Source organism: Pilosibacter rotomagensis, from assembly GCF_045062245.2.
Lineage (GTDB): Bacteria > Bacillota > Clostridia > Lachnospirales > Lachnospiraceae > Pilosibacter.
On record NZ_CM170323.1, the window covers coordinates 1,589,584 to 1,609,116 of the forward strand.

14 protein-coding genes and 1 other annotated feature are annotated in these 19,533 nt (G+C 51.6%); of the genes, 12 read left to right on the forward strand and 2 right to left on the reverse strand.

Annotation, left to right across the window (positions count from 1 at the left end):
- The first annotated feature begins 10 nt into the window (after positions 1 to 10).
- The 4 genes from ACI3EW_RS07065 to ACI3EW_RS07080 all read left to right on the forward strand — a co-directional run bounded on the left by ACI3EW_RS07065 (position 11) and on the right by ACI3EW_RS07080 (position 4,662).
- Complete coding sequence (locus tag ACI3EW_RS07065) at positions 11 to 1,450, forward strand: FAD-binding oxidoreductase (protein ID WP_118531706.1); 1,440 nt, start codon at positions 11 to 13, stop codon at positions 1,448 to 1,450.
- A 141-nt stretch (positions 1,451 to 1,591) separates the two neighbouring features.
- Positions 1,592 to 2,728, forward strand: a complete 1,137-nt coding sequence (locus tag ACI3EW_RS07070) for an acyl-CoA dehydrogenase family protein (RefSeq protein ID WP_118296809.1) — start codon at positions 1,592 to 1,594, stop codon at positions 2,726 to 2,728.
- Between the two features lie 102 nt (positions 2,729 to 2,830).
- Entirely contained in the window at positions 2,831 to 3,607 is a 777-nt protein-coding gene (locus ACI3EW_RS07075) for an electron transfer flavoprotein subunit beta/FixA family protein (RefSeq protein WP_118531704.1), read from the forward strand.
- 86 nt (positions 3,608 to 3,693) lie between these two features.
- Positions 3,694 to 4,662 carry an electron transfer flavoprotein subunit alpha/FixB family protein gene (locus ACI3EW_RS07080; protein ID WP_118531702.1) on the forward strand — a complete coding sequence of 323 codons (969 nt, stop codon included), beginning with the start codon at positions 3,694 to 3,696 and terminating at the stop codon, positions 4,660 to 4,662.
- Positions 4,663 to 4,897: 235 nt separating this feature from the next.
- Here ACI3EW_RS07080 and ACI3EW_RS07085 read toward each other — a convergent pair whose 3' ends face one another.
- Positions 4,898 to 7,591 (reverse strand): transglycosylase domain-containing protein, encoded by a 2,694-nt coding sequence (locus ACI3EW_RS07085; protein ID WP_118531700.1) that lies wholly within the window; start codon positions 7,589 to 7,591, stop codon positions 4,898 to 4,900.
- A gap of 197 nt (positions 7,592 to 7,788) precedes the next feature.
- Here ACI3EW_RS07085 and ACI3EW_RS07090 point away from each other — a divergent pair, with 197 nt between their 5' ends.
- From ACI3EW_RS07090 to ACI3EW_RS07105, 4 genes are all read left to right on the forward strand, one after another.
- Positions 7,789 to 7,968: a hypothetical protein gene (locus tag ACI3EW_RS07090; protein WP_215702813.1), complete on the forward strand. Its 180-nt coding sequence runs from the start codon at positions 7,789 to 7,791 to the stop codon at positions 7,966 to 7,968.
- Positions 7,950 to 8,603, forward strand: coding sequence for a YigZ family protein (locus ACI3EW_RS07095; protein WP_118531698.1), 654 nt, complete (start codon positions 7,950 to 7,952; stop codon positions 8,601 to 8,603). Before ACI3EW_RS07090 ends, ACI3EW_RS07095 begins: the two co-directional genes overlap by 19 nt.
- Positions 8,604 to 9,033: 430 nt before the next feature.
- The gene (gene typA, locus ACI3EW_RS07100; RefSeq protein ID WP_118531696.1) at positions 9,034 to 10,875 is read left to right on the forward strand and encodes a translational GTPase TypA; all 1,842 of its coding nucleotides are present in this window, start codon (positions 9,034 to 9,036) and stop codon (positions 10,873 to 10,875) included.
- Between the two features lie 220 nt (positions 10,876 to 11,095).
- Entirely contained in the window at positions 11,096 to 11,563 is a 468-nt protein-coding gene (locus tag ACI3EW_RS07105) for a 2-thiouracil desulfurase family protein (RefSeq protein WP_118531694.1), read from the forward strand.
- A gap of 479 nt (positions 11,564 to 12,042) precedes the next feature.
- Here the strand turns inward: ACI3EW_RS07105 and ACI3EW_RS07110 are convergent, their stop codons facing one another.
- Positions 12,043 to 12,507: a methylglyoxal synthase gene (locus tag ACI3EW_RS07110; protein ID WP_118531692.1), complete on the reverse strand. Its 465-nt coding sequence runs from the start codon at positions 12,505 to 12,507 to the stop codon at positions 12,043 to 12,045.
- A 301-nt stretch (positions 12,508 to 12,808) separates the two neighbouring features.
- Positions 12,809 to 13,035 (forward strand) — a binding site (T-box leader).
- Between the two features lie 68 nt (positions 13,036 to 13,103).
- Here ACI3EW_RS07110 and pheS point away from each other — a divergent pair.
- From pheS to rnr, 4 genes are all read left to right on the forward strand, one after another.
- Positions 13,104 to 14,126 (forward strand): phenylalanine--tRNA ligase subunit alpha, encoded by a 1,023-nt coding sequence (gene pheS, locus ACI3EW_RS07115; RefSeq protein ID WP_142412572.1) that lies wholly within the window; start codon positions 13,104 to 13,106, stop codon positions 14,124 to 14,126.
- A gap of 18 nt (positions 14,127 to 14,144) precedes the next feature.
- On the forward strand, positions 14,145 to 16,559 hold the full coding sequence (gene pheT, locus ACI3EW_RS07120) for a phenylalanine--tRNA ligase subunit beta (protein WP_405581558.1): 2,415 nt from the start codon (positions 14,145 to 14,147) through the stop codon (positions 16,557 to 16,559).
- A 245-nt stretch (positions 16,560 to 16,804) separates the two neighbouring features.
- Positions 16,805 to 17,038, forward strand: coding sequence for a preprotein translocase subunit SecG (secG, locus tag ACI3EW_RS07125; protein ID WP_118296789.1), 234 nt, complete (start codon positions 16,805 to 16,807; stop codon positions 17,036 to 17,038).
- Positions 17,039 to 17,224: 186 nt separating this feature from the next.
- Complete coding sequence (gene rnr, locus ACI3EW_RS07130) at positions 17,225 to 19,459, forward strand: ribonuclease R (protein WP_346011233.1); 2,235 nt, start codon at positions 17,225 to 17,227, stop codon at positions 19,457 to 19,459.
- Positions 19,460 to 19,533 lie beyond the last annotated feature (74 nt).

Sequence of the window (19,533 nt, forward strand, 5' to 3'; positions counted from 1 at the left end):
AGAAACAAACATGGAAGCAAAGAAGTACAATCAGGTGACGCCTGAGATCCTGGAACAGTTCAAAGCGATCGTTCCGGGAAAAGTATACGCAGGTGAGGAGATCAACAGCGACTATTTTCATGATGAGATGCCGATCTACGGAAAGGGAATCCCGGAGGTTGTGATCGAGGCGACAACCACAGAGGACATTGCAGCGATCGTGAAAGTCTGTTATGAGAACTCCATCCCGGTGATCCCGAGAGGAGCAGGAACCGGTCTTACCGGAGCGGCGGTTGCTGTTGATGGCGGCGTCATGATCGACATGACCAAGATGAACAAGATCCTCGGATATGACCTTGAAAACTTTGTTGTCCGCGTAGAGCCGGGCGTTCTGTTAAACGACCTCGCGGAAGACGCACAGAAACAGGGACTCTTATATCCGCCGGATCCGGGTGAAAAATTCGCAACACTCGGCGGCAATGTTTCCACAAATGCAGGCGGCATGCGCGCAGTAAAATATGGATGCACAAGAGATTACGTGCGCGCGATGACGGTTGTCCTTCCGACAGGTGAGATCGTAAAAATGGGCGCGACGGTCTCCAAGACAAGTACCGGCTACAGCCTGCTGAACCTGATGATCGGTTCTGAGGGAACACTCGGCATCATCACCGAGCTCACCTTAAAACTCATCCCGGCTCCGAAGGAGACGATCAGCCTGATCATCCCGTATGAGAACCTGGAAGACTGTATCGCGACCGTTCCGAAGTTCTTCATGAATCATTTCCAGCCGCAGGCAGTGGAGTTCATGGAGAAAGAGATCGTCCTCGCTTCCGAGCGTTATCTCGGAAAGAGCGTATTCCCGAAGCAGGTCGAAGGTGTTGACATCGGTGCTTACCTTCTTGTGACATTCGATGGTGACAGCATGGACCAGCTGGAAGAGCTCACCGAGCAGGTTGCTGAAATTGTTCTTGACGCGGGAGCAGTCGATGTTCTCGTTGCGGACACACCTGCAAAGAAGAAAGATGCATGGGCAGCGAGAAGCTCCTTCCTCGAGGCGATCGAGGCGGAGACAAAACTCCTCGACGAGTGCGACGTTGTTGTTCCGGTCAACCAGATCGCAAAATATCTGACATATGTCAAAGGTGTTTCCGAGAAATATGATTTCGCAGTCAAGAGCTTCGGACATGCAGGAGACGGCAACTTACATATCTACACCTGCGCGAACGATCTGGATGAGGAGACCTTCAAGAAAGAAGTTTCCGAGTTTATGGCAGACATCTACAAGAAGGCAGCAGAACTCGGCGGCCTGATCTCCGGTGAGCACGGGATCGGCTTCGGAAAGAAAGGCTACCTCGCAGAGTTTGCCGGTCCGGTCAACATGCGCCTGATGCGCGGTATCAAGGAGACCTTCGACCCGAAGATGATCTTAAATCCGGGCAAGATCTGTTATGACCCGAAGGAAGAGGCATAACGATCCGTTTATGATTCCCCCGGCGGCAGCCGCTTTCCTCCCCATTTGGCAGCCGCCGTACACCATATTTGTCAAATAACTGCCGGCCGGTGTGCTCCCACGCACCGGTCAAACAAAAAGAGACACGAAAGGAAATCGATTATGGCATATTTAATTTCTGAAGAAGCGCAGGATCTCCTGCAGGATGTAAAAAATTTCTGTGACAAAGAAGTTGTTGAACAGTGCAAAGAATACGATGTTTCCGGCGAATGGCCGAAGGCAATTTATGAGAAAGCGATCGAGCAGGGATATCAGGCTCTCGAGGTTCCGGAAGAGTACGGCGGACCGGGACTTTCCCGTGTGGATGTAGCAGCACTCATCGAGCAGATGGCGATCGCAGATGCCGGATTTGCGACCACGATCTCTGCGAGCGGCCTTGGAATGAAGCCGGTTCTGATCGCAGGAAATGAAGAGCAGAAACAGCATGTCTGCGACCTCGTTCTCGACGGCGGTTTCGGTGCATTCTGCTTAACAGAGCCGGGTGCAGGTTCCGATGCCAGTGCAGGCAAGACGACCGCAGTCAAAGACGGCGATGAGTATGTATTAAACGGAAGAAAGTGCTTCATCACAAACGGCGGCGTCGCTTCCTTCTACTGTGTAACGGCGATGACAGATAAGTCCAAAGGCGTAAAGGGAATCTCCATGTTCCTGATCGATGCAGGGACTCCGGGTCTCTCCACCGGCCATGAGGAGAACAAGATGGGAATCCGTACTTCCAACACCTGCGATGTTGTTCTGGAAGACTGCAGGATCCCGGCAGCGAACCTCATCGGTGAGGAAGGAAAGGGCTTTGGCATCGCAATGAAGACGCTCGACCAGGCGCGTGCATGGATGGGCTGCGTGGCGACCGGTATTGCACAGAGAGGCATCAATGAGGCTGTCGCATACGGCAAAGAGAGGATCCAGTTCGGCAAACCGATCATCAAGAACCAGGCATTACAGTTTAAGGTAGCCGATATGGAGATCAAGACCGAGACTGCCCGTCAGATGGTCGCACATGCCCTGACAAAGATGGATATGGGACTTCCGTACAGCAAGGAATCCGCGATCGCGAAATGCTACGCATCCGACATTGCGATGGAAGTTGCTTCCGAGGCGATCCAGATGTTCGGCGGTTACGGCTACAGCAGAGAATACCCGGTCGAGAAGCTCTTAAGAGATGCGAAGATCTTCCAGATCTTTGAGGGCACCAACGAGGTACAGAGGATCGTTGTTGCAAATAATGTGATCGGGAAATAAATAATGAAATAAGGGAACTGTTCAGCAGGTCTGCGCACTTGCTGCGCTGACCGTAATACCTGTGAGGGGACTGAACAGCTGCGAATAAGTTTGGAGGATAACATGGAAATTTTAGTTTGTGTAAAACAGGTTCCGGACGATTCCGTAGAGATCGCTCTGGATCCGAAGACAGGCGCACCGGCGCTCGACGGTGTGACACCGGTCGTAAACGCATTTGATACATATGCACTGGAGATGGCAGTCCGCTTAAAAGAGGCAGCAGGAGGAGAGGTCACAGTTCTTTCTATCGGTGATGAGAGCGTTAAGAACTCTTTAAAGAACTGTCTGGCAGTCGGCGCTGACTATGCATATCTGGCAGCAGATGACGCATATCAGAATGCGGATCCGGAGGTCATCGCAAAAGAACTTCAGGCCGCAAAAGCAGAGATCGAGGAGAAGACAGGAAAGAAATTTGACATCGTATTCTGCGGCAAGGAGACTACAGACTTTGCATCCGGACAGGTTGGAACGATCCTCGCAAAGGAGCTTGACGTTCCGGTAACTGCTGACATCGTTGATATCACAGCCGGCGAGGGCAAAGTGACAGCAAAACAGGAGACTGAGGAAGGTTACCGCATGATCGAGTCCGTTCTTCCGTGCGTTGTGACCGTCAATAAGCCGGAGTATGACCCGCGCTATCCGACGATCAAGAGCAAGATGGCAGCGAGAAAGAAACCGATCGAGGAGCTCGCAGCGGCAGAAAAGGCAGAGGCTCAGGTAACGGTCCTCAAGGTCTATGAGCCGGCAAAGAGAGCTGCAGGAACAAAGATCAAGGTGGAAGATCCGGAGGAGGCAGTGCACCAGGCACTTGCCATGATGGATGAGGCAAAGGCGCTCTAAGACTGCCTGATTTGCCGGTCTGAATGCAGTTCATGGCAGAAATGTTCATGAACTGCAGCAATCTAGTCGTGGAAGGAAATGAAAAAATGAAATATACAGATGGAAAGAATATCATGGTCTGCGTCCAGAGCGCAGACGGCGCTGCGATCGGAGCTGCACTCGAGACAGTCAGCAAGGCAGCAGAGCTTGCGAAAGCAACAGGAGAGGAAGTCCTCGCAGTCGTATTCGGGAAAGATACCGATACAAAGCCTGTGATCGCAGCAGGAGCGGCAAAAGTCCTCACAGCAGGAAGCAATGAGCTTCAGGCAGCAGAGAAAGCAGAGATCCTTACAAAGCTTGTGGAAAAATATCAGCCGAAGGCTCTCTACATGGCAGGAACACCGGAAGGAAAGATGATCGCTCCGGCAGTTGCGGCAGCGTTTGAGTCCGGCTGTGCGACGGATGTGACAGGGATCACTGCAGACGGTGTTTACACAACACTTTCCTACAACGGAAATGTATTAAACGACATGAAGATGGGAGAGAACCTTCCGCATATCGCGACTGTCCGTTCCGGATCCTTCGCAAAGAATCTGGATGAGAGCAGGAGCGGAGAGGTTGCAGATGAGGATGTGACAGCAGAGGATGTCCGCACAAAGGTCGTTGAGACTGTAAAGGAGATCGCTGAGAGCGTCAACCTCGAGGAAGCCCAGGTCATCGTATCCGGCGGAAGAGGAATGGGAAGCAAGGATAATTTTGCTCTTGTGGAACAGCTTGCAGAGGTACTTGGAGGCGTTGTAGGCGCTACAAGACCGGCGATCGAGGAGGGCTGGGTATCCAGAGCCCACCAGGTCGGACAGTCCGGCAAGATCGTCGCTCCGAAGCTCTACATCGCATGCGGAGTCTCCGGTGCGACCCAGCACGTATCCGGTATGATCGGTTCCGGATATATCGTAGCGATCAATAAAGATGAGGACGCATCCATCTTTGATGTGGCCGATGTCGGAATTGTCGGAGATGTCACAAAGGTTCTTCCGGTGATGATCGAAGAGATGAAGAAGAGAAAAGCAGAATAAAGCGAGCGGATCACAGTCAGAATTTACAGAAAATGCCATGATGTAAATGAAAACACGCTTCGCGTAAATTAAGAAAAATCCCCCGGTATGGAAAATGCCGGGGGATTTTTCTTAATGGAAAAGAGCTTACTTTTATGCAACGTCTCAGACTCTTTTTTGTATACAGGAAAACCGGATATATGCTCATAAAAATACGCCATGCAGGAATTTCTGTATGGCGTATTTCCTATGGATTTTATTCGTATCCGGGACCTCTCGGGATATATACCTGGTCAAGCGGCGATTTCGGCGCTGCCTTTGTGGTCTCGGGAACCGTTTCCTGCGTGGTCTCAGCCTGAGAGGAGCTGTTTTCATCAGACGTCTCATCGCTCGGGACTACAACGGAAGACGATCCGTGGATCGTGCAGGTTCCAGGTGAGCGGTACTTTGAATCATCCGTTCCGCCGGACTCACCTTCCGGGATCACCATGAAGGTTCTCGTGGTCTTTTCCGGACAGTATTCGGTCGCAAGACCGCCGGATTCACTGCAGACGGTCAGCTGGACGTGATGATCGCAGACCTCGGTGGGAACTGTCCCCTTTGCGAAATATTCCGTGTAGACGGCGCTTCCTCTCGGGTCATGATCGCAGACGCCTGGGATCGCGAGTTTTCCGGATTTCCGGCAGATCTGGGCAGTCGTGACGGAAGACGGAACCGGGAAACCGGTATCTGCAAGTCCTTCGTGGATTGTTGTCATGATCTTTTTCCAGATCTTCTTGTGGTAGGAAGTGCTGCTTCCGATCGCGGAGATCTTCTGGTTATCATCACATCCGGACCAGATTCCCGCCGTGTAATACGGGGTAAATCCGACGAACCAGATATCGTTGTTGCTCGTTGTCGTACCGGATTTACCGGCATTGGACATCCCCGGGATATTAGCCACCGCACTGGTGGAGTTTAAGCTGACTCCGGAGGAGGCGAACATGCGGCTGCTCTCCATCGACTGTGCCATCGCATCCGTGAGAAGGAATGCGGTGGAATCCTTGAGAACACGTTTTGTCTCCGGCTCATTCTCCAGAAGAACTTTTCCGCTGTGGTCCAGGATCTGGGTGAAGAAGACCGGCTTCGTGTAGATACCGCCGTTTGCGATCGCAGCGAACGCGTCCGTCAGCTCCAGGTTGGAAACACCTTTTGTAATACCGCCGAGAGCGGTAGAGGCGTTGTAATCGCTGTCCGTCAGGGAGGTGATCCCGAGGTTTCTCGCGTATTCCACGCCGAGCTGAGGTGTCACAGTCTCGATCATACAGCGCACGGCAACGATATTCATGGAGTAGACGATACCGTCACGGATCGTACTGTAGCCCATATAGCCTTTGCTGCTGTACCAGTTCCGGAATGTCTTTGTTCCCATCGTGTACGGAGCATCATAATAGACACTTCCGAGGGTAGCTCCGCATGTATCGATCGCCGGAGCGAAGGATGTGATGACCTTGAAAGTAGATCCAGGCTGGCGGAGCGTGTTTGTCGCACGGTTTAAGGAACGGCTGACTTCTTTCTGCCCGCGGCCGCCGCTCAGGGCTTTTACATAGCCGTTGGACTGGTCAATGAGGACGAAGGACGCCTGCGGCTGGAGTACGTAGTGTACGGATTCACCGAGAATCGTATCGCCTTCCTTTGTCATCGCCGTCCGGTATTTCTCGATCGCCTCATCCGCCTTTTCTTTCGAGGTGAACAGGCCGTCAAAGTTAGATTCTCCGAGATCCTTGCGGAAATATGTCTTTAAAGTCTCATCAGAATAGTTCGTTGTTGTCTGGTCTGCGTGCTGGATCGACAGCCGATAGTCGATCGAGTAGTAGACCACGTCATAGTTTTCAGGATTGCTGATCTCCGTATCCACAACGGACTGGATATCAGGATCCTGGGTGGTGTGGATCTCAAGACCGCCGGAGAAGAGGAGATTGTAGGCCTGTGTCTCCGTGTAGCCTTTTTTGTCCTGCAATGCTTTTAACACCTGGTCGATCAGCTCGTCGGTAAAGTAGGAGTACGGAGTCTGGGTCTCCTTTGTGACGATATCCACGTTTTTGATGCGGGAGTAAACGTCATCGGCGAGAGCCTCTTCCTGTTCGTCCTTCGTGATCTTTCCCTGCTCGTACATGTACTGGAGGATGACGCGGCGTTTTTCCTCGTTGCGCTTTCTTCCGTTTTCGGAGAGCGGGTTGAATCTCGACGGGTTCTGGGTGATACCGGCGATGACCGTTGCCTCTGAGAGCGTGAGCTCCGAGACGTCCTTGTCAAAGTAGCGGAGAGCCGCCGCCTTTACGCCCAGGGTGTTGTTTCCAAGGTTGATCGTGTTTAAATAGTTTTTGAGGATGATCTTTTTATCCATGATCTTCTCTAACTGGATCGCCAGATACTGCTCCTGGATCTTTCGCTCAAGCTTTTCTCCGAAGGTGTCCTCATTTCCGCCTTCAAAGATATTGTTTTTGATGAGCTGCTGGGTCAGGGTACTTCCGCCGCCGGCACTGGAGTCGCCGGTGATGATCCCGACGGCCGCACGGACCATCGAACGGACGTCAACACCCTTGTGGGACCAGAACCTGGAATCCTCGATCGCAACGAAGGCGTCGATCAGGCACTGGGGAAGTTCCTCGTAGGATGCCTCAAGACGGTTCGCTCCGGATTTTACGAGCGTTTCCGTGAGGTTTCCCTTACTGTCATAGACCATGGTGGCATAACCGCTTGGTTCGATGCTCGCCACATCAATCTCCGGGGCCGCATCGATCACGCCCTTGAAGATCCCGTAGCCGAAGCTGATCCCAAGCACCGCCGCAAACAGGACAAGGATCAGGATGATCTTTGTGAGAAGAAGTACCAGATGTGAGGTAATCTTCTGAGCCCTGGAATTTGTTTTGCAGAGTGTCTTTTCCACCTCGTTTTTTCCATAATTCATTCAGGATGCCTCCTTTGTCATTCCCTAATTATAGCAAAGTTTCTTTCATTTATAAATAGTTATTGTGGAAAAGTTTGGTTTGTATTATGATATTTTTGACCGCAAAGTGGGGAAATATGAAGGAAAAATTACATTTTGTGGTCGGATTCGTCAAAAATATGACAAAAAGATAAATATCATGGGCGACTTTCCATGATGTGGAATTCAGAAACGACACTCAGCTATATACAGGGAACATAGAAAAATACACCGTTGGATTGGTTGCATTTGTACATTTCGGCGGAAATTTTCTGTCATATGCAAATGAAAACAGGAAGCAGGGAATGGCTGAGCTGACTTTTGAAAAAGGAGATAAGATATGGCTGCTGACAGCGTAAAAATTTTGTATAAAGGCGGAACGGCGGAGACTGAGGTGAAGAAATCCTGCTTTATCGCGAACTTAAAGCCGGTGGAGTCCGAGGAGGAGGCGACGGCATTTATCGCGGAGATGAAGAAGAAATACTGGGATGCCCGCCACAACTGCCAGGCGTTTACAATCGGGATGAACCACGAACTGACCAGGTGCAGCGATGACGGGGAGCCTGCCCAGACAGCGGGACGCCCGATGCTCGATGTGCTCCTCGGCGAGGATGTCCACAATGTCTGCGTTGTGGTGACCAGGTATTTCGGCGGAACACTGCTCGGGACCGGAGGACTTGTACGGGCTTATTCGGGTGCGGTGAAGGAAGGACTTGCGGCCTCCGAGATCGTGGAGAAGAAGCGCGCCTTTGAGATGAAAATCGTGACCGATTACACGGGAGTCGGAAAGATCCAGTATATTCTCGGGCAGGAAAACATGACGGTGCTCGACAGCGTGTATACAGATAAGGTGGAATTCTCCGTTCTCGTCCCGGTTGCTGCTTACGACGGTCTGGAAAAGAAGATCACGGAAGGAACGAGCGGCAGCGCGAAGATCGAAAAGGGCGACGAGGTGTGGTACGGCACACTTAATAAGGAAGTGATCCTTTTCTAGACCAGCCATCAGCACCAGGACATAAGAGGCTGAGGGCTGATTTCCCACGGAAATGGCAGAAGAGAAGATAGAGGGCGGCAATCTGTACGGTGTAGACTTTCGCGCTCGCATGCCGTAGGAGGCACACAGTCTGAACATAGGCAGACTTCGGCTCTTTAGCAGCCTGTTTTCTCAGGCGGAAACAGAGGCGCTCTCCAGAGAGTAAGAGATGTCTAACCGCAAATTGCTCAGAAATAAACACAAAGAATGGCGAATTCACCCCGAATTTTGGATGATTTTGTATTGCATTTTGATTTCATGAATGCTATAATTTTGAGTCGGTAACGCAAAAATCAGGAAATGTAACAGATACAAGATAAGATGACTGTGCAAAACGGGTCGGAAAATGATCGGTGTGCGGACAGTTATAGATGAAGAAAGAGGATTGATTATGAAGATCAAACGCGAAGATATCAGAAACATTGCGATCATCGCCCACGTTGACCACGGTAAAACGACCCTGGTAGACCAGTTATTAAAGCAGAGCGGCGTATTCCGCGCAAACCAGGAAGTAGAAGAGCGTGTCATGGACTCCAATGACATCGAGAGAGAGAGGGGAATCACTATCCTCTCCAAGAATACGGCTGTATTCTACAAAGGAGTAAAGATCAACATCATCGACACCCCAGGCCATGCGGACTTCGGCGGTGAGGTTGAGCGTGTCCTTAAGATGGTAGACGGTGTTGTTCTCGTTGTCGATGCATTTGAGGGACCGATGCCGCAGACAAAGTTCGTTCTCCAGAAGGCACTTGACCTTGACTTAAGAGTTATCGTCTGCATCAACAAGATCGACCGCCCGGAGGCAAGACCGGAGGCAGTCATCGATGAGACACTGGAGTTATTCATGGACCTCGATGCATCCGATGAGCAGCTCGACTGCCCGTTCGTATATGCGTCCGCCCGTGCAGGTTTTGCAAAGAAAGAATTAGATGATCCGGAAGTGGACATGAGTCCGTTATTCGAGACCATCATCGACTATATCCCGGAGCCGGAAGGTGATCCGGATGCTGAGACCCAGGTCCTGATCAGCACGATCGACTACAACGAGTTCGTTGGCCGTATCGGTATCGGTAAGATCGACAGCGGTTCCTTAAAGTTAAATCAGGACTGCGTGATCGTAAACCATCATGATCCGGACAAGATGAAGAAAGTAAAGATCGGTAAGCTCTATGTATTCGATGGCTTAAAGAGAGTTGAAGTACAGAGTGCGACGATCGGTGAGATCGTTGCGATCTCTGGTATCCCGGATATCCACATCGGTGATACCCTCTGCTCCCCGGAGAAGCCGGAGGCGATCCCGTTCCAGAAGATCTCCGAGCCGACGATCTCCATGAACTTCATGGTAAACGACAGCCCGCTCGCAGGTCAGGAAGGTAAGTTCATCACTTCCCGTCACCTCCGCGACCGTCTGTTCCGTGAGTTAAACACAGACGTCAGCCTTCGTGTCGAGGAGACAGAGTCCGCAGACTGCTTCAAGGTTTCCGGACGTGGTGAGCTCCATCTGTCCGTCCTGATCGAGAACATGCGCCGTGAGGGCTTTGAGTTCGCTGTCAGCAAGGCAGAGGTTATCTACAAATACGATGAGAGAAACAGAAAGTTAGAGCCGATGGAGCTTGCTTATGTGGATGTTCCGGATGAGTTTACCGGAGCTGTCATCCAGAAGCTCACGAGCAGAAAGGGCGAACTTCAGGGAATGAGCCCGACAAACGGCGGCTACACAAGGCTTGAGTTCTCCATCCCGTCCAGAGGTCTCATCGGTTACCGCGGTGAGTTTATGACAGATACAAAGGGTAACGGTATCTTAAATACAAGCTTTGACGGATATGCTCCGTTCAAGGGTGAGTTAAGCTACAGAAAGACGGGTTCCCTGATCGCATTCGAGGCTGGTGAGTCCATCACTTACGGTCTGTTCAACGCTCAGGAGAGAGGTACTCTGTTCATCGGACCTGGTGTAAAGGTTTACTCCGGTATGGTCGTCGGACAGAGCCCGAAGGCAGAGGATATCGAGATCAACGTCTGCAAGACAAAGAAGCTGACAAATACACGTTCCTCCAGCGCGGACGAGGCATTAAAGCTTGTTCCGCCGAAGATCATGAGCCTGGAGCAGTGCTTAGACTTCATCGATACCGACGAGCTTCTTGAGATCACACCGACGAGTCTTCGTATCAGAAAGAAGATCCTCGATCCGACTCTCAGAAAGAGAGCAATGATCAGCAAGAAGAGCCAGATGTAATCTGATCCGGAACGAATTGAGATACAAGTGAAGAGGGGATTGCGAAGACGCAGCGTGATCTCTGAAAATAGAAAGAGAAAGCAGGATCGCTTCCGCAGGTTGATTTGTGGGGCGGTCCTGCTTTTTTCGAACAGATGGCCTGCATTGGCAGATGATCGAGCGAGCGTGAAAGAGCTGGATTTGCGGTTTGCGCGAGCTGGTCTATGAAAGAGGGAGAATTATGATACATATTCTTATCAGTGCCTGTCTCATCGGTGAGAACTGCAAGTGGGATGGGACGAACAATCGGAATCAGGGTGTGCTTGAGTTTATGAAAAAGATGGAGGGAAAGGCCGAGTTCCATCCGGTCTGTCCGGAACAGCTGGGCGGTCTTCCGACTCCGCGTGCGGCTTCCGAGATCCATATGCCGGATGAGGCGGTGATCAATACGGAGGGCGAGGATGTGACGGGAGAGTTTCTTCTCGGTGCGGATGCGGCATTGCAGACAGCGAAGAAGTATGGATGTGAGATCGCGATCCTGAAGGATAGAAGTCCGTCCTGCGGATCGAATGGGGTTTATGATGGGAGTTTTTCGCATAAGCTGCGTGAGGGAATGGGGAAGACGGCGGCGGTGTTGGCCGGGTATGGGTTGAAGGTGTATGGGGAGAGCCAGATGGAGCTTCTGGAGAAAGAGTTGATGGGGGATTGATTGGCGAGAGGGACGCGGTGAGCTTCCGGGCAGGGGCGCTGGGGATGCGGGGAGGGTTCCACTAGGCCTGCGTGAGACTGCTAAGGGCGGACGAGTGGAGGTAGCCAGCGCCTTTTATATAGGAATTTTCTGAACTGAAAATTCCGTATGATACAGTAGCGGTCGCGGATTTTGCCGATTCGGAATGCGAAGCATCGGCAAAATCCTGTCACAGTGCGCAGGCAGGAAGGCCTGCGTACTGTGACACAACTCGCTGCGCTCAGACAAGTGTTATCGCTTGTCCAACGCAGTCACCCGCGGGCCAAGAGGAACCAGCTCCCCGGATCATGCGCCCCTGCCCGGAAGCTCACCGCTGTTGGTTGGCGTGAGATGATAAATGCAGAGGGTTCGAAAGGCATGGAAACGTTGTGAACGTGTTTCCATGCCTTTCTAGGTTTTGTAGAATTTAGTTTGCATCGATTGGTTTTACATTTTGAGTTCTACAGTTTGCTTGCCCGCTCCTTGATGTTCTGGTGGAAGTTGATGATCTGGTGATCATATTCTTCGTTCATGAGTGGGGAGGTGATCATGAAGTCGGCGGTCGCGCGGTTGTTGGCGATCGGGATATCGTAGACCTGGGCGATGCGGAGGAGAGCTTTTACGTCCGGGTCATGTGGCTGGGCTGTGAGGGGATCGGAGAAGAATACGACGAAATCGATGCGCCCTTCGACGATTTTTGCGCCGATCTGCTGGTCTCCTCCGAGAGGACCGCTGTTGTAGCCTTTGACCGGGAGACCGGTGGCTTCGGTGATCATTCTGGCGGTTGTTCCTGTGCCGCAGAGAAAGTGTCCCTTTAAGATTTCTTTGTTTGCTTCGCACCAGTCGATCATTTCATGCTTTTTGCTGTCATGGGCGATCAGGGCGATGTTTTTTTGTTTTCCGATGGTTAATGTCAGAAAATCCATAGGAATCCTCCTTTTCTTGAGGTTGTTTTTCGTTTGTTTTGCGGGCAGATCATATATAAATTCCATGGAATGGAATATTAACAGATTATTCCTGCCTATAAACTGATGATGCCATAAATGGCTGGATGTGTCAAGAAAGTGAGAGAAAATTTCGCTGAAGTTTTACACTTATTATGCGGGGACAGTGTCTGTTAGAAGGTTTGGGCGGGAAACTGCGTTGCGTGCAGCTTTGGTGCTGATTTTGCCTCTGCCCCGGTGAGACTTGACAAACCAGTGGGAATGTGCTACCATCGACCATGTGTGAAACGCAATGACAGAGACAGTACAGGAGAGTTCCGGTATGACAGAGAGAAGGTTCACCGGCTGAAAGACCTTCCGAAGGAAACTTTTGTAAATTCACTCTTGAGCAGCCTGTGCGAAAGGGATCTAAGTAGTGCAGGACGGGAAGTCCCGTTACAGACATTTGAGTGCCGCATGAATGCATGCGGAATCTGGGTGGTACCACGGAGAGTCAGCTTCGTCCCATGGCGGGACGGAGTTTTTTTTGTCCTCGCACTGATAGAATGTAAAACCATACCGAAAGAATGAGGTGGACTATGGAAGAGAAGATCAAAGCACTGAAGGAGCAGATGGAAGCCGCTCTCGGCAGTGTACAGTCCAAGGAACAGCTTGGTGAGTTCTGGCAGAGCTTCCTTGGCAAGAAAGGCAGCATCGCAGACCTGATGAAGGGTCTTGGAAGTGTTCCGAAGGAGGAGCGCCCGAACGTCGGAAAGACGATCAATGAATTTAAGAACCAGGTAGAAGCCCGCTACCAGGAAATGAAGAATAAGATGGATGAGCTGGAGCTCGCAGCCCGCAATAAGAGCGAGCAGGTCGATATCACGATGCCTGCAAAGATGCGTCCGGCCGGAGGTCTCCATCCGCTTACCGTAACAGAGAATGAGATGATCGATGTTTTCGCAGGAATGGGCTTCGAGATCTTCGACGGTCCGGAGATCGAGGATGACGACCACAACTTCACAAGATTAAACGTTGCGAAGAATCATCCGGCGAGAGATATGCAGGATACGTTCTATGTAGCGGAAGATATCTTACTCCGTACCCATACAAGCCCGGGACAGATCCGTGTGATGGATGCGAAGAAGCCGCCGATCAAGATGCTGGCACCGGGACGTGTATTCCGTTCCGACAGTGATGCGACTCACTCCCCGATGTTCCACCAGATGGAAGGCCTTGTTGTCGATAAGAAGATCACGCTCTGCGACCTTCAGGGTATGCTCGACAAGTTTGTACAGGCGATCTTCGGCAGCAACGTAAAGACACGTCTCCGCCCGAGCTATTTCCCGTTCACGGAGCCGAGCGTTGAGGTCGATGTCAGCTGCTTCGAGTGCGGCGGAAAAGGCTGCCCGCTCTGCAAGCACACCGGCTGGATCGAGGTATTAGGTGGCGGTATCGTACACCACAAGGTTCTTGAGAACTGCGGCATCGACCCGAATGAATATTCCGGTCTCGCTTTTGGTATCGGTATCGAGCGTATCGCCATGTTAAAATACGGTATTAACAACATCAACCTGCTTTATGAGAATGATCTTCGTTTCCTGAAGCAGTTCAAAGGCTAATAAGGGAGGGAGAAGATCATGAAAGTACCATTTAGTTGGCTGAAAGAATATGTTGACATTGATGTCACTGCCCAGGAGCTGGAAGACAAGCTCTTTGGCTGTGGATTTGAGGTAGAGGAACTGATCGATCTCTCCGCTGAGATCGACCGTGTCGTTGTCGGCGTCGTAAAGGAATGCGAGCCAATCGAGGGAACACACCTCTTCAAGTGTAAAGTAGACTGCGGCGAGTATGGAAATGATATCCAGATCCTCACAGGTGCTCCGAACGTCTACGCAGGCATGCACACACCGGCGGCTCTTGATAATTCCACACTGCCGGGCGGCATCAAGATCAAGGCAAAACCGATGCGCGGCATCGAGTCAAACGGTATGCTCTGCTCCGGTGAAGAGCTCGGCTTAAACGATGACCTGTATCCGGGCGCTGAGGTTTACGGTCTCCTGGATCTTCCGAAGGACACCGTTCCGGGAACTGATATCGCAAAGGTTGTTGGTCTCGACGACTACATCTTCGATATCTCCGTAACGGCAAACCGTGCAGACTGCCAGTCTGTTCTCGGTATTGCGAGAGAAGTTGCAGCAGTTCTTGATAAACCGCTGAAAATGCCGGCTCTCGACTACAAACAGAGCGATTATAAATATGAAAATCTTGATATTAAAGTAGAGGCACAGGATCTCTGCCCGCGCTACTTAGGACATGGCGTGAGAAACATCACTCCGGGCCAGTCCCCGAGATGGATGCGCCGTCATCTGGCTCTCTGCGGTCTCAGAAGCATCAGCAACGTGGTCGATATCACGAACTACGTAATGCTCGAGATCGGTCAGCCGATGCATGCATTCGATATGAGCACGTTGGAAAGCTCCCAGATCATCGTCCGCCGCGCAAAGCAGGATGAGATGATCCAGACACTTGACGGCAAGGAATTCAAGTTAAACGAGAATAACCTTGTGATCTGCGACGGAAGCAAGCCGGTTGCTCTTGCGGGTATCATGGGCGGAATGAACAGTGAGATCACAGAGAATACGACACAGCTTCTCTTTGAATCCGCAAAGTTCATGCGCGACAACATCCGTAAAACTGCGAGAAGTCTCGGACAGAACACAGACGCATCCAGCCACTACGAAAAAGGTATCGCGGAGTACACCGTTGAGATCGGTATGGCGCGTGCCCTTCACCTGATCGAGGAACTCGGCTGCGGCGAGATCACAGCGAGCGCATTCGATGTGGATGCGGGAGCACCGAAGGAAGGAAAGAAATTTACCGCAACATTGAGCGGCATCAATAAGATCCTCGGCATCGAGGTCCCGGCAGAGAATGTTCTCGACATTCTCCGCAGACTCAGCTTCGAGGTTGAGCGCGACGGCGATGTCATGACTGTCACAGCACCTCGCTACAGAGAGGATATCGAGGTTGGCGAGCCGGATCTTGCGGAGGAAGTCATCCGTGAGTACGGTTATGACCACATCGTTCCGACCTTCTTAAAGGATTCCGCAGTCACAAACGGCGGATTAAATCCGGCACAGAAGAGAAGAACAAAATTAAAACAGGTGATGGTATCCCAGGGTTACTATGAGGTTTCCACACTTGCATTCTACTCCGACGCAGACCTCGATGCACTCCACATCGCAGCGGATGCAAAAGAGCGCAATGTGATCCGCCTGTTAAACCCGATCACGACAAACCTTTCCATCATGCGCACCACACTGGCTCCGTCCATGTTAAATACAGTCGTTGAGAACGTGAAGAAAGGCAACACAGCCGGACGTTTCTTCGAGTATGCAAACGTATACTATCCGAAGGCACTTCCGCTCACAGAGCTCCCGAACGAGATCCCGCATGTCGGCTTCGCGGCATTTGGCGAGCAGGAAGATTTCTTCACTGTAAAGGGAACGATGGAAGAGCTTGCAGCTTCCTTCGGTGTAAGCTTTGAGTATGAGAGAGCGGAGGATGTTCCGTATCTCCATCCGGGAATCTCCGCGTATGTCCTCTGCGACGGCGAGCGCGTTGGTTCCTTCGGTAAGCTGGCAAACAGCGTTGCCGGTGAGTTAAAGCTTCCGAAAAACAGCAAGGCGAACAACCAGATCTACATCGGTGAGATCGACTTCGCAGCACTTTCTGCCCATATGCCGGAAGGTCTGCGCTACAAACCGATCTCCGAGTACGATACCGTGACCCGTGACCTCGCGATGGTCGTTGACGAGGAGACAAGCTGCGGCAGCCTGATCGATGAGATCAAGAAGGCATGCAAGCAGGTCGGAGATGTTGAACTCTTCGATATCTACCGCGGCGACCAGATCGGCAAGGGCAAGAAGAGCATGGCATTCAAGATCTCCTTCATCCCGGAGGACAAGGCACTTGATCCGACGGACGTCGAGCGCTTTGTAAAGAAGATCCTCGGAAACCTGAAGTTCCGTCTCGGTGCGGATATCCGATAAGTGACATAATACAGAACGGTCATTCCTGTGGGAGAAATCCTGCGGCGGATGGCCGTTTTTTGACCCCTAAGTCACGATCAGCGAATGATGTGCACTTGCAAGACGAGTGAGATTGATGCAAGCAGCCGCGCGCGGCACACTCCTTTATATGCCGGAAAATCAGTTCCGGCCCGGAAAATACGAGGATTGACAGCCATCCTATTTTATGTTATGATGACTTTAATTGTGGACAGGAGGTGTAGTCGGTGATTAGAATTATTCTGACGATTGTATTCGTTATCTTATGTATTGCAATGACAGTGATCGTGTTAATGCAGGAAGGAAAGACTTCCGGACTTGGTGCGATCAGCGGTGTGGCTGAGAGCTACTGGGGAAAAAATAAAGGTCGTTCTATGGAAGGCAACCTTGAGAAATTTACAAAAATTGCGGCAGTCCTGATTTTTGTACTTGCCCTGGTATTAAATTTAAAGGTAATCTAATTCTAAGATGACGAACACTCCTGCAGCGATCATTCCCGTGCAGGAGTGTTTTTGTTTAACACGAAGATCGGAAGCTGCACTGTCTGAGAACTGTCCGCAGGATCTATCCGGTTATTTGCGGCTGCCCGGCGTGAAGTCTGTGCCGGGAACTTTTGAAAAACTGTTTTTGATATGACAAGGAGAAGAATGGAAGAAACGTTAATGGAAGAGCGGAAACAGATGCTGCTGACCCTGATGAAGGATCCGACATATGTTCCGATGAAATTAAAAGAACTCGCGATGCTTCTCGGAGTTCCGAAGGAGCAGAGAAAAGATCTGGAAGAGGTCTTAAATGAACTGGTCGCTTCCGGCAAGGTCGGGATCTCGAAGAAGGGAAAGTACGCGAGATCCGAGGTGTTTGCGCAGACGGGGATCTTTTCAGCGCATCACAGAGGCTTTGGATTTGTGACGATCGAGGGACGCGACGGCGATCTCTTTGTCCCGCCGGATGATACCGGGGACGCGATGGACGGGGATACGGTCCAGGTCATTATTGATGAAAACGGAAGAGGCGGCCGCGCGGAGGCGAGAGTTTTAAAGGTATTAAAACATGCCAACGAGACGCTGATCGGTACCTTTGAAAAAAATAAAAGCTTTGGCTTTGTGATCCCCGACAATCCACGGATCACGATGGACATCTTTATCCCGCAGGGGAAAGAGAACGGCGCTGTCTCCGGACACAAGGTAGTCGTGAAACTGGACACATATGCGACCAGAAATAAGAATCCGGAGGGACATGTGCAGGAGATCCTCGGACATATCAATGACCCGGGAGTCGATATCCTGTCGATCGTCCGTGCCTACGGACTTCCGGAGGAGTTCCCGGAGGACGTGATGGAAGAAGTTTCCCATGCGCCGGAGGAACTCTCCGCAGACTATGTGGCGGAGGAGATCGGGAAGAACGGAAGAGTGGATCTCAGAGATGTCCCGATGGTGACGATCGACGGCGAGGACGCGAAAGACCTCGACGATGCGGTCAGTGTGTCGAAGGAGACGATCAACGGGGAGACGATCTACCATCTCGGAGTCCATATTGCGGATGTGAGTCACTATGTGAAGGAGGGGACGCCTCTCGATGCGGAGGCATATAAGCGCGGAACGAGCGTGTATCTCGTGGACCGTGTGATCCCGATGCTGCCGCACAGGCTCTCCAACGGGATCTGTTCCCTGAATGCGGGCTGCGACCGTCTGGCAATGAGCTGCCTCATGGATATTGATGAAAAAGGGATCATCGTGGGACATAAGATCTGTGAGTCGGTCGTCCGGATCGACCGCAGAATGACATACACGGCGGTGAATGCGATCCTGGAAGCAAAGAATGGGACTGAGGAACCGCAGACGGATGCGCCGGAGAAAGAGAAATCGAAGGAAAAAGCGGAATTTGCAAAGAAGTGCCTCGAAGAATATGCAGATTTCGTTCCGATGTTCCTGCTTCTCGACGAGACGGCCCGTGTGCTGAGGAAAAAGCGCATGGCGCGCGGTGCGGTCGACTTTGATTTCCCGGAGTGCAAGATCATCCTGGACGCAAAGGGACGCCCGGTCGAGATCAGGCCGTATGAGCGGAACGCGGCGACGATGCTGATCGAGGACTGCATGCTGGCTGCGAACGAGACGGTCGCAGAGGATTATTACTGGCAGCAGATCCCGTTCCTGTACCGGAGCCATGAGAAACCGGACGGTGAGAAGATCAAGCGCTTCGGCATTCTGATCAACAATTTTGGCTATTCGATCCGGCTCCAGAACGGCGAGCTTCATCCGAAGGAGATGCAGAAACTGCTCGAAAAGGCAGCGGGATCCCCGGAGGAGGCGCTGCTCGCGAGACTGGCACTCCGCTCAATGAAGCAGGCAAAGTACACGACGGAATGCATGGGCCACTTTGGTCTCGCAGCAAACTATTATACGCACTTCACCTCCCCGATCCGAAGATACCCGGATCTCCAAATCCACCGGATTATCAAGGAAAATCTCCACGGCGGTCTCACGAAAAAGAGGATCGCCCATTATGAGAAGATCCTTCCGGAAGTTGCGATCTGGACATCTTCCCGGGAGCGTCTCGCAGACGAGGCGGAGAGGGAGACCGATAAGGCAAAGAAAGTTCAGTTCATGGAGCGCCATATCGGGGAAGAATTTACCGGCGTGATCTCCGGGATCAGCAATTACGGCTTCTATGTGGAGCTTCCGAATACGGTGGAAGGCATGGTACGCTTAGCGAACCTCGACGGCGACTACTATGTGTTTGATGAGGAACACTATGAACTGGTGGGAGAGCGGACGAGAAAGAAATTCAAGCTTGGCCAGACCGTGAAGATCCAGGTCGTCTCTGTGGACCGGTATCTGAAAACGATCGATTTCCTTCCGGTGCGGAATTTCGACAAACGATAGCACGGTTTCGTTTTTTGCAGCGGACAGACCTTGTGATAGAAATGGTTCCGGCATGGGACACTCCTGCCGGAACG

What these genes read in the sequence shown, in the direction of transcription:
- rnr (WP_346011233.1), top strand. Translation starts at nt 17,225, where the DNA reads ATGGAAGAAACGTTAATGGAAGAGCGGAAACAGATGCTGCTGACCCTG.
- ACI3EW_RS07070 (WP_118296809.1), top strand. Translation starts at nt 1,592, where the DNA reads ATGGCATATTTAATTTCTGAAGAAGCGCAGGATCTCCTGCAGGATGTA.
- ACI3EW_RS07110 (WP_118531692.1), bottom strand. Translation starts at nt 12,507, where the DNA reads ATGGATTTTCTGACATTAACCATCGGAAAACAAAAAAACATCGCCCTG.
- ACI3EW_RS07085 (WP_118531700.1), bottom strand. Translation starts at nt 7,591, where the DNA reads ATGAATTATGGAAAAAACGAGGTGGAAAAGACACTCTGCAAAACAAAT.
- pheT (WP_405581558.1), top strand. Translation starts at nt 14,145, where the DNA reads ATGAAAGTACCATTTAGTTGGCTGAAAGAATATGTTGACATTGATGTC.
- pheS (WP_142412572.1), top strand. Translation starts at nt 13,104, where the DNA reads ATGGAAGAGAAGATCAAAGCACTGAAGGAGCAGATGGAAGCCGCTCTC.
- typA (WP_118531696.1), top strand. Translation starts at nt 9,034, where the DNA reads ATGAAGATCAAACGCGAAGATATCAGAAACATTGCGATCATCGCCCAC.
- ACI3EW_RS07105 (WP_118531694.1), top strand. Translation starts at nt 11,096, where the DNA reads ATGATACATATTCTTATCAGTGCCTGTCTCATCGGTGAGAACTGCAAG.
- ACI3EW_RS07075 (WP_118531704.1), top strand. Translation starts at nt 2,831, where the DNA reads ATGGAAATTTTAGTTTGTGTAAAACAGGTTCCGGACGATTCCGTAGAG.
- ACI3EW_RS07080 (WP_118531702.1), top strand. Translation starts at nt 3,694, where the DNA reads ATGAAATATACAGATGGAAAGAATATCATGGTCTGCGTCCAGAGCGCA.
- ACI3EW_RS07065 (WP_118531706.1), top strand. Translation starts at nt 11, where the DNA reads ATGGAAGCAAAGAAGTACAATCAGGTGACGCCTGAGATCCTGGAACAG.
- ACI3EW_RS07095 (WP_118531698.1), top strand. Translation starts at nt 7,950, where the DNA reads ATGGCTGCTGACAGCGTAAAAATTTTGTATAAAGGCGGAACGGCGGAG.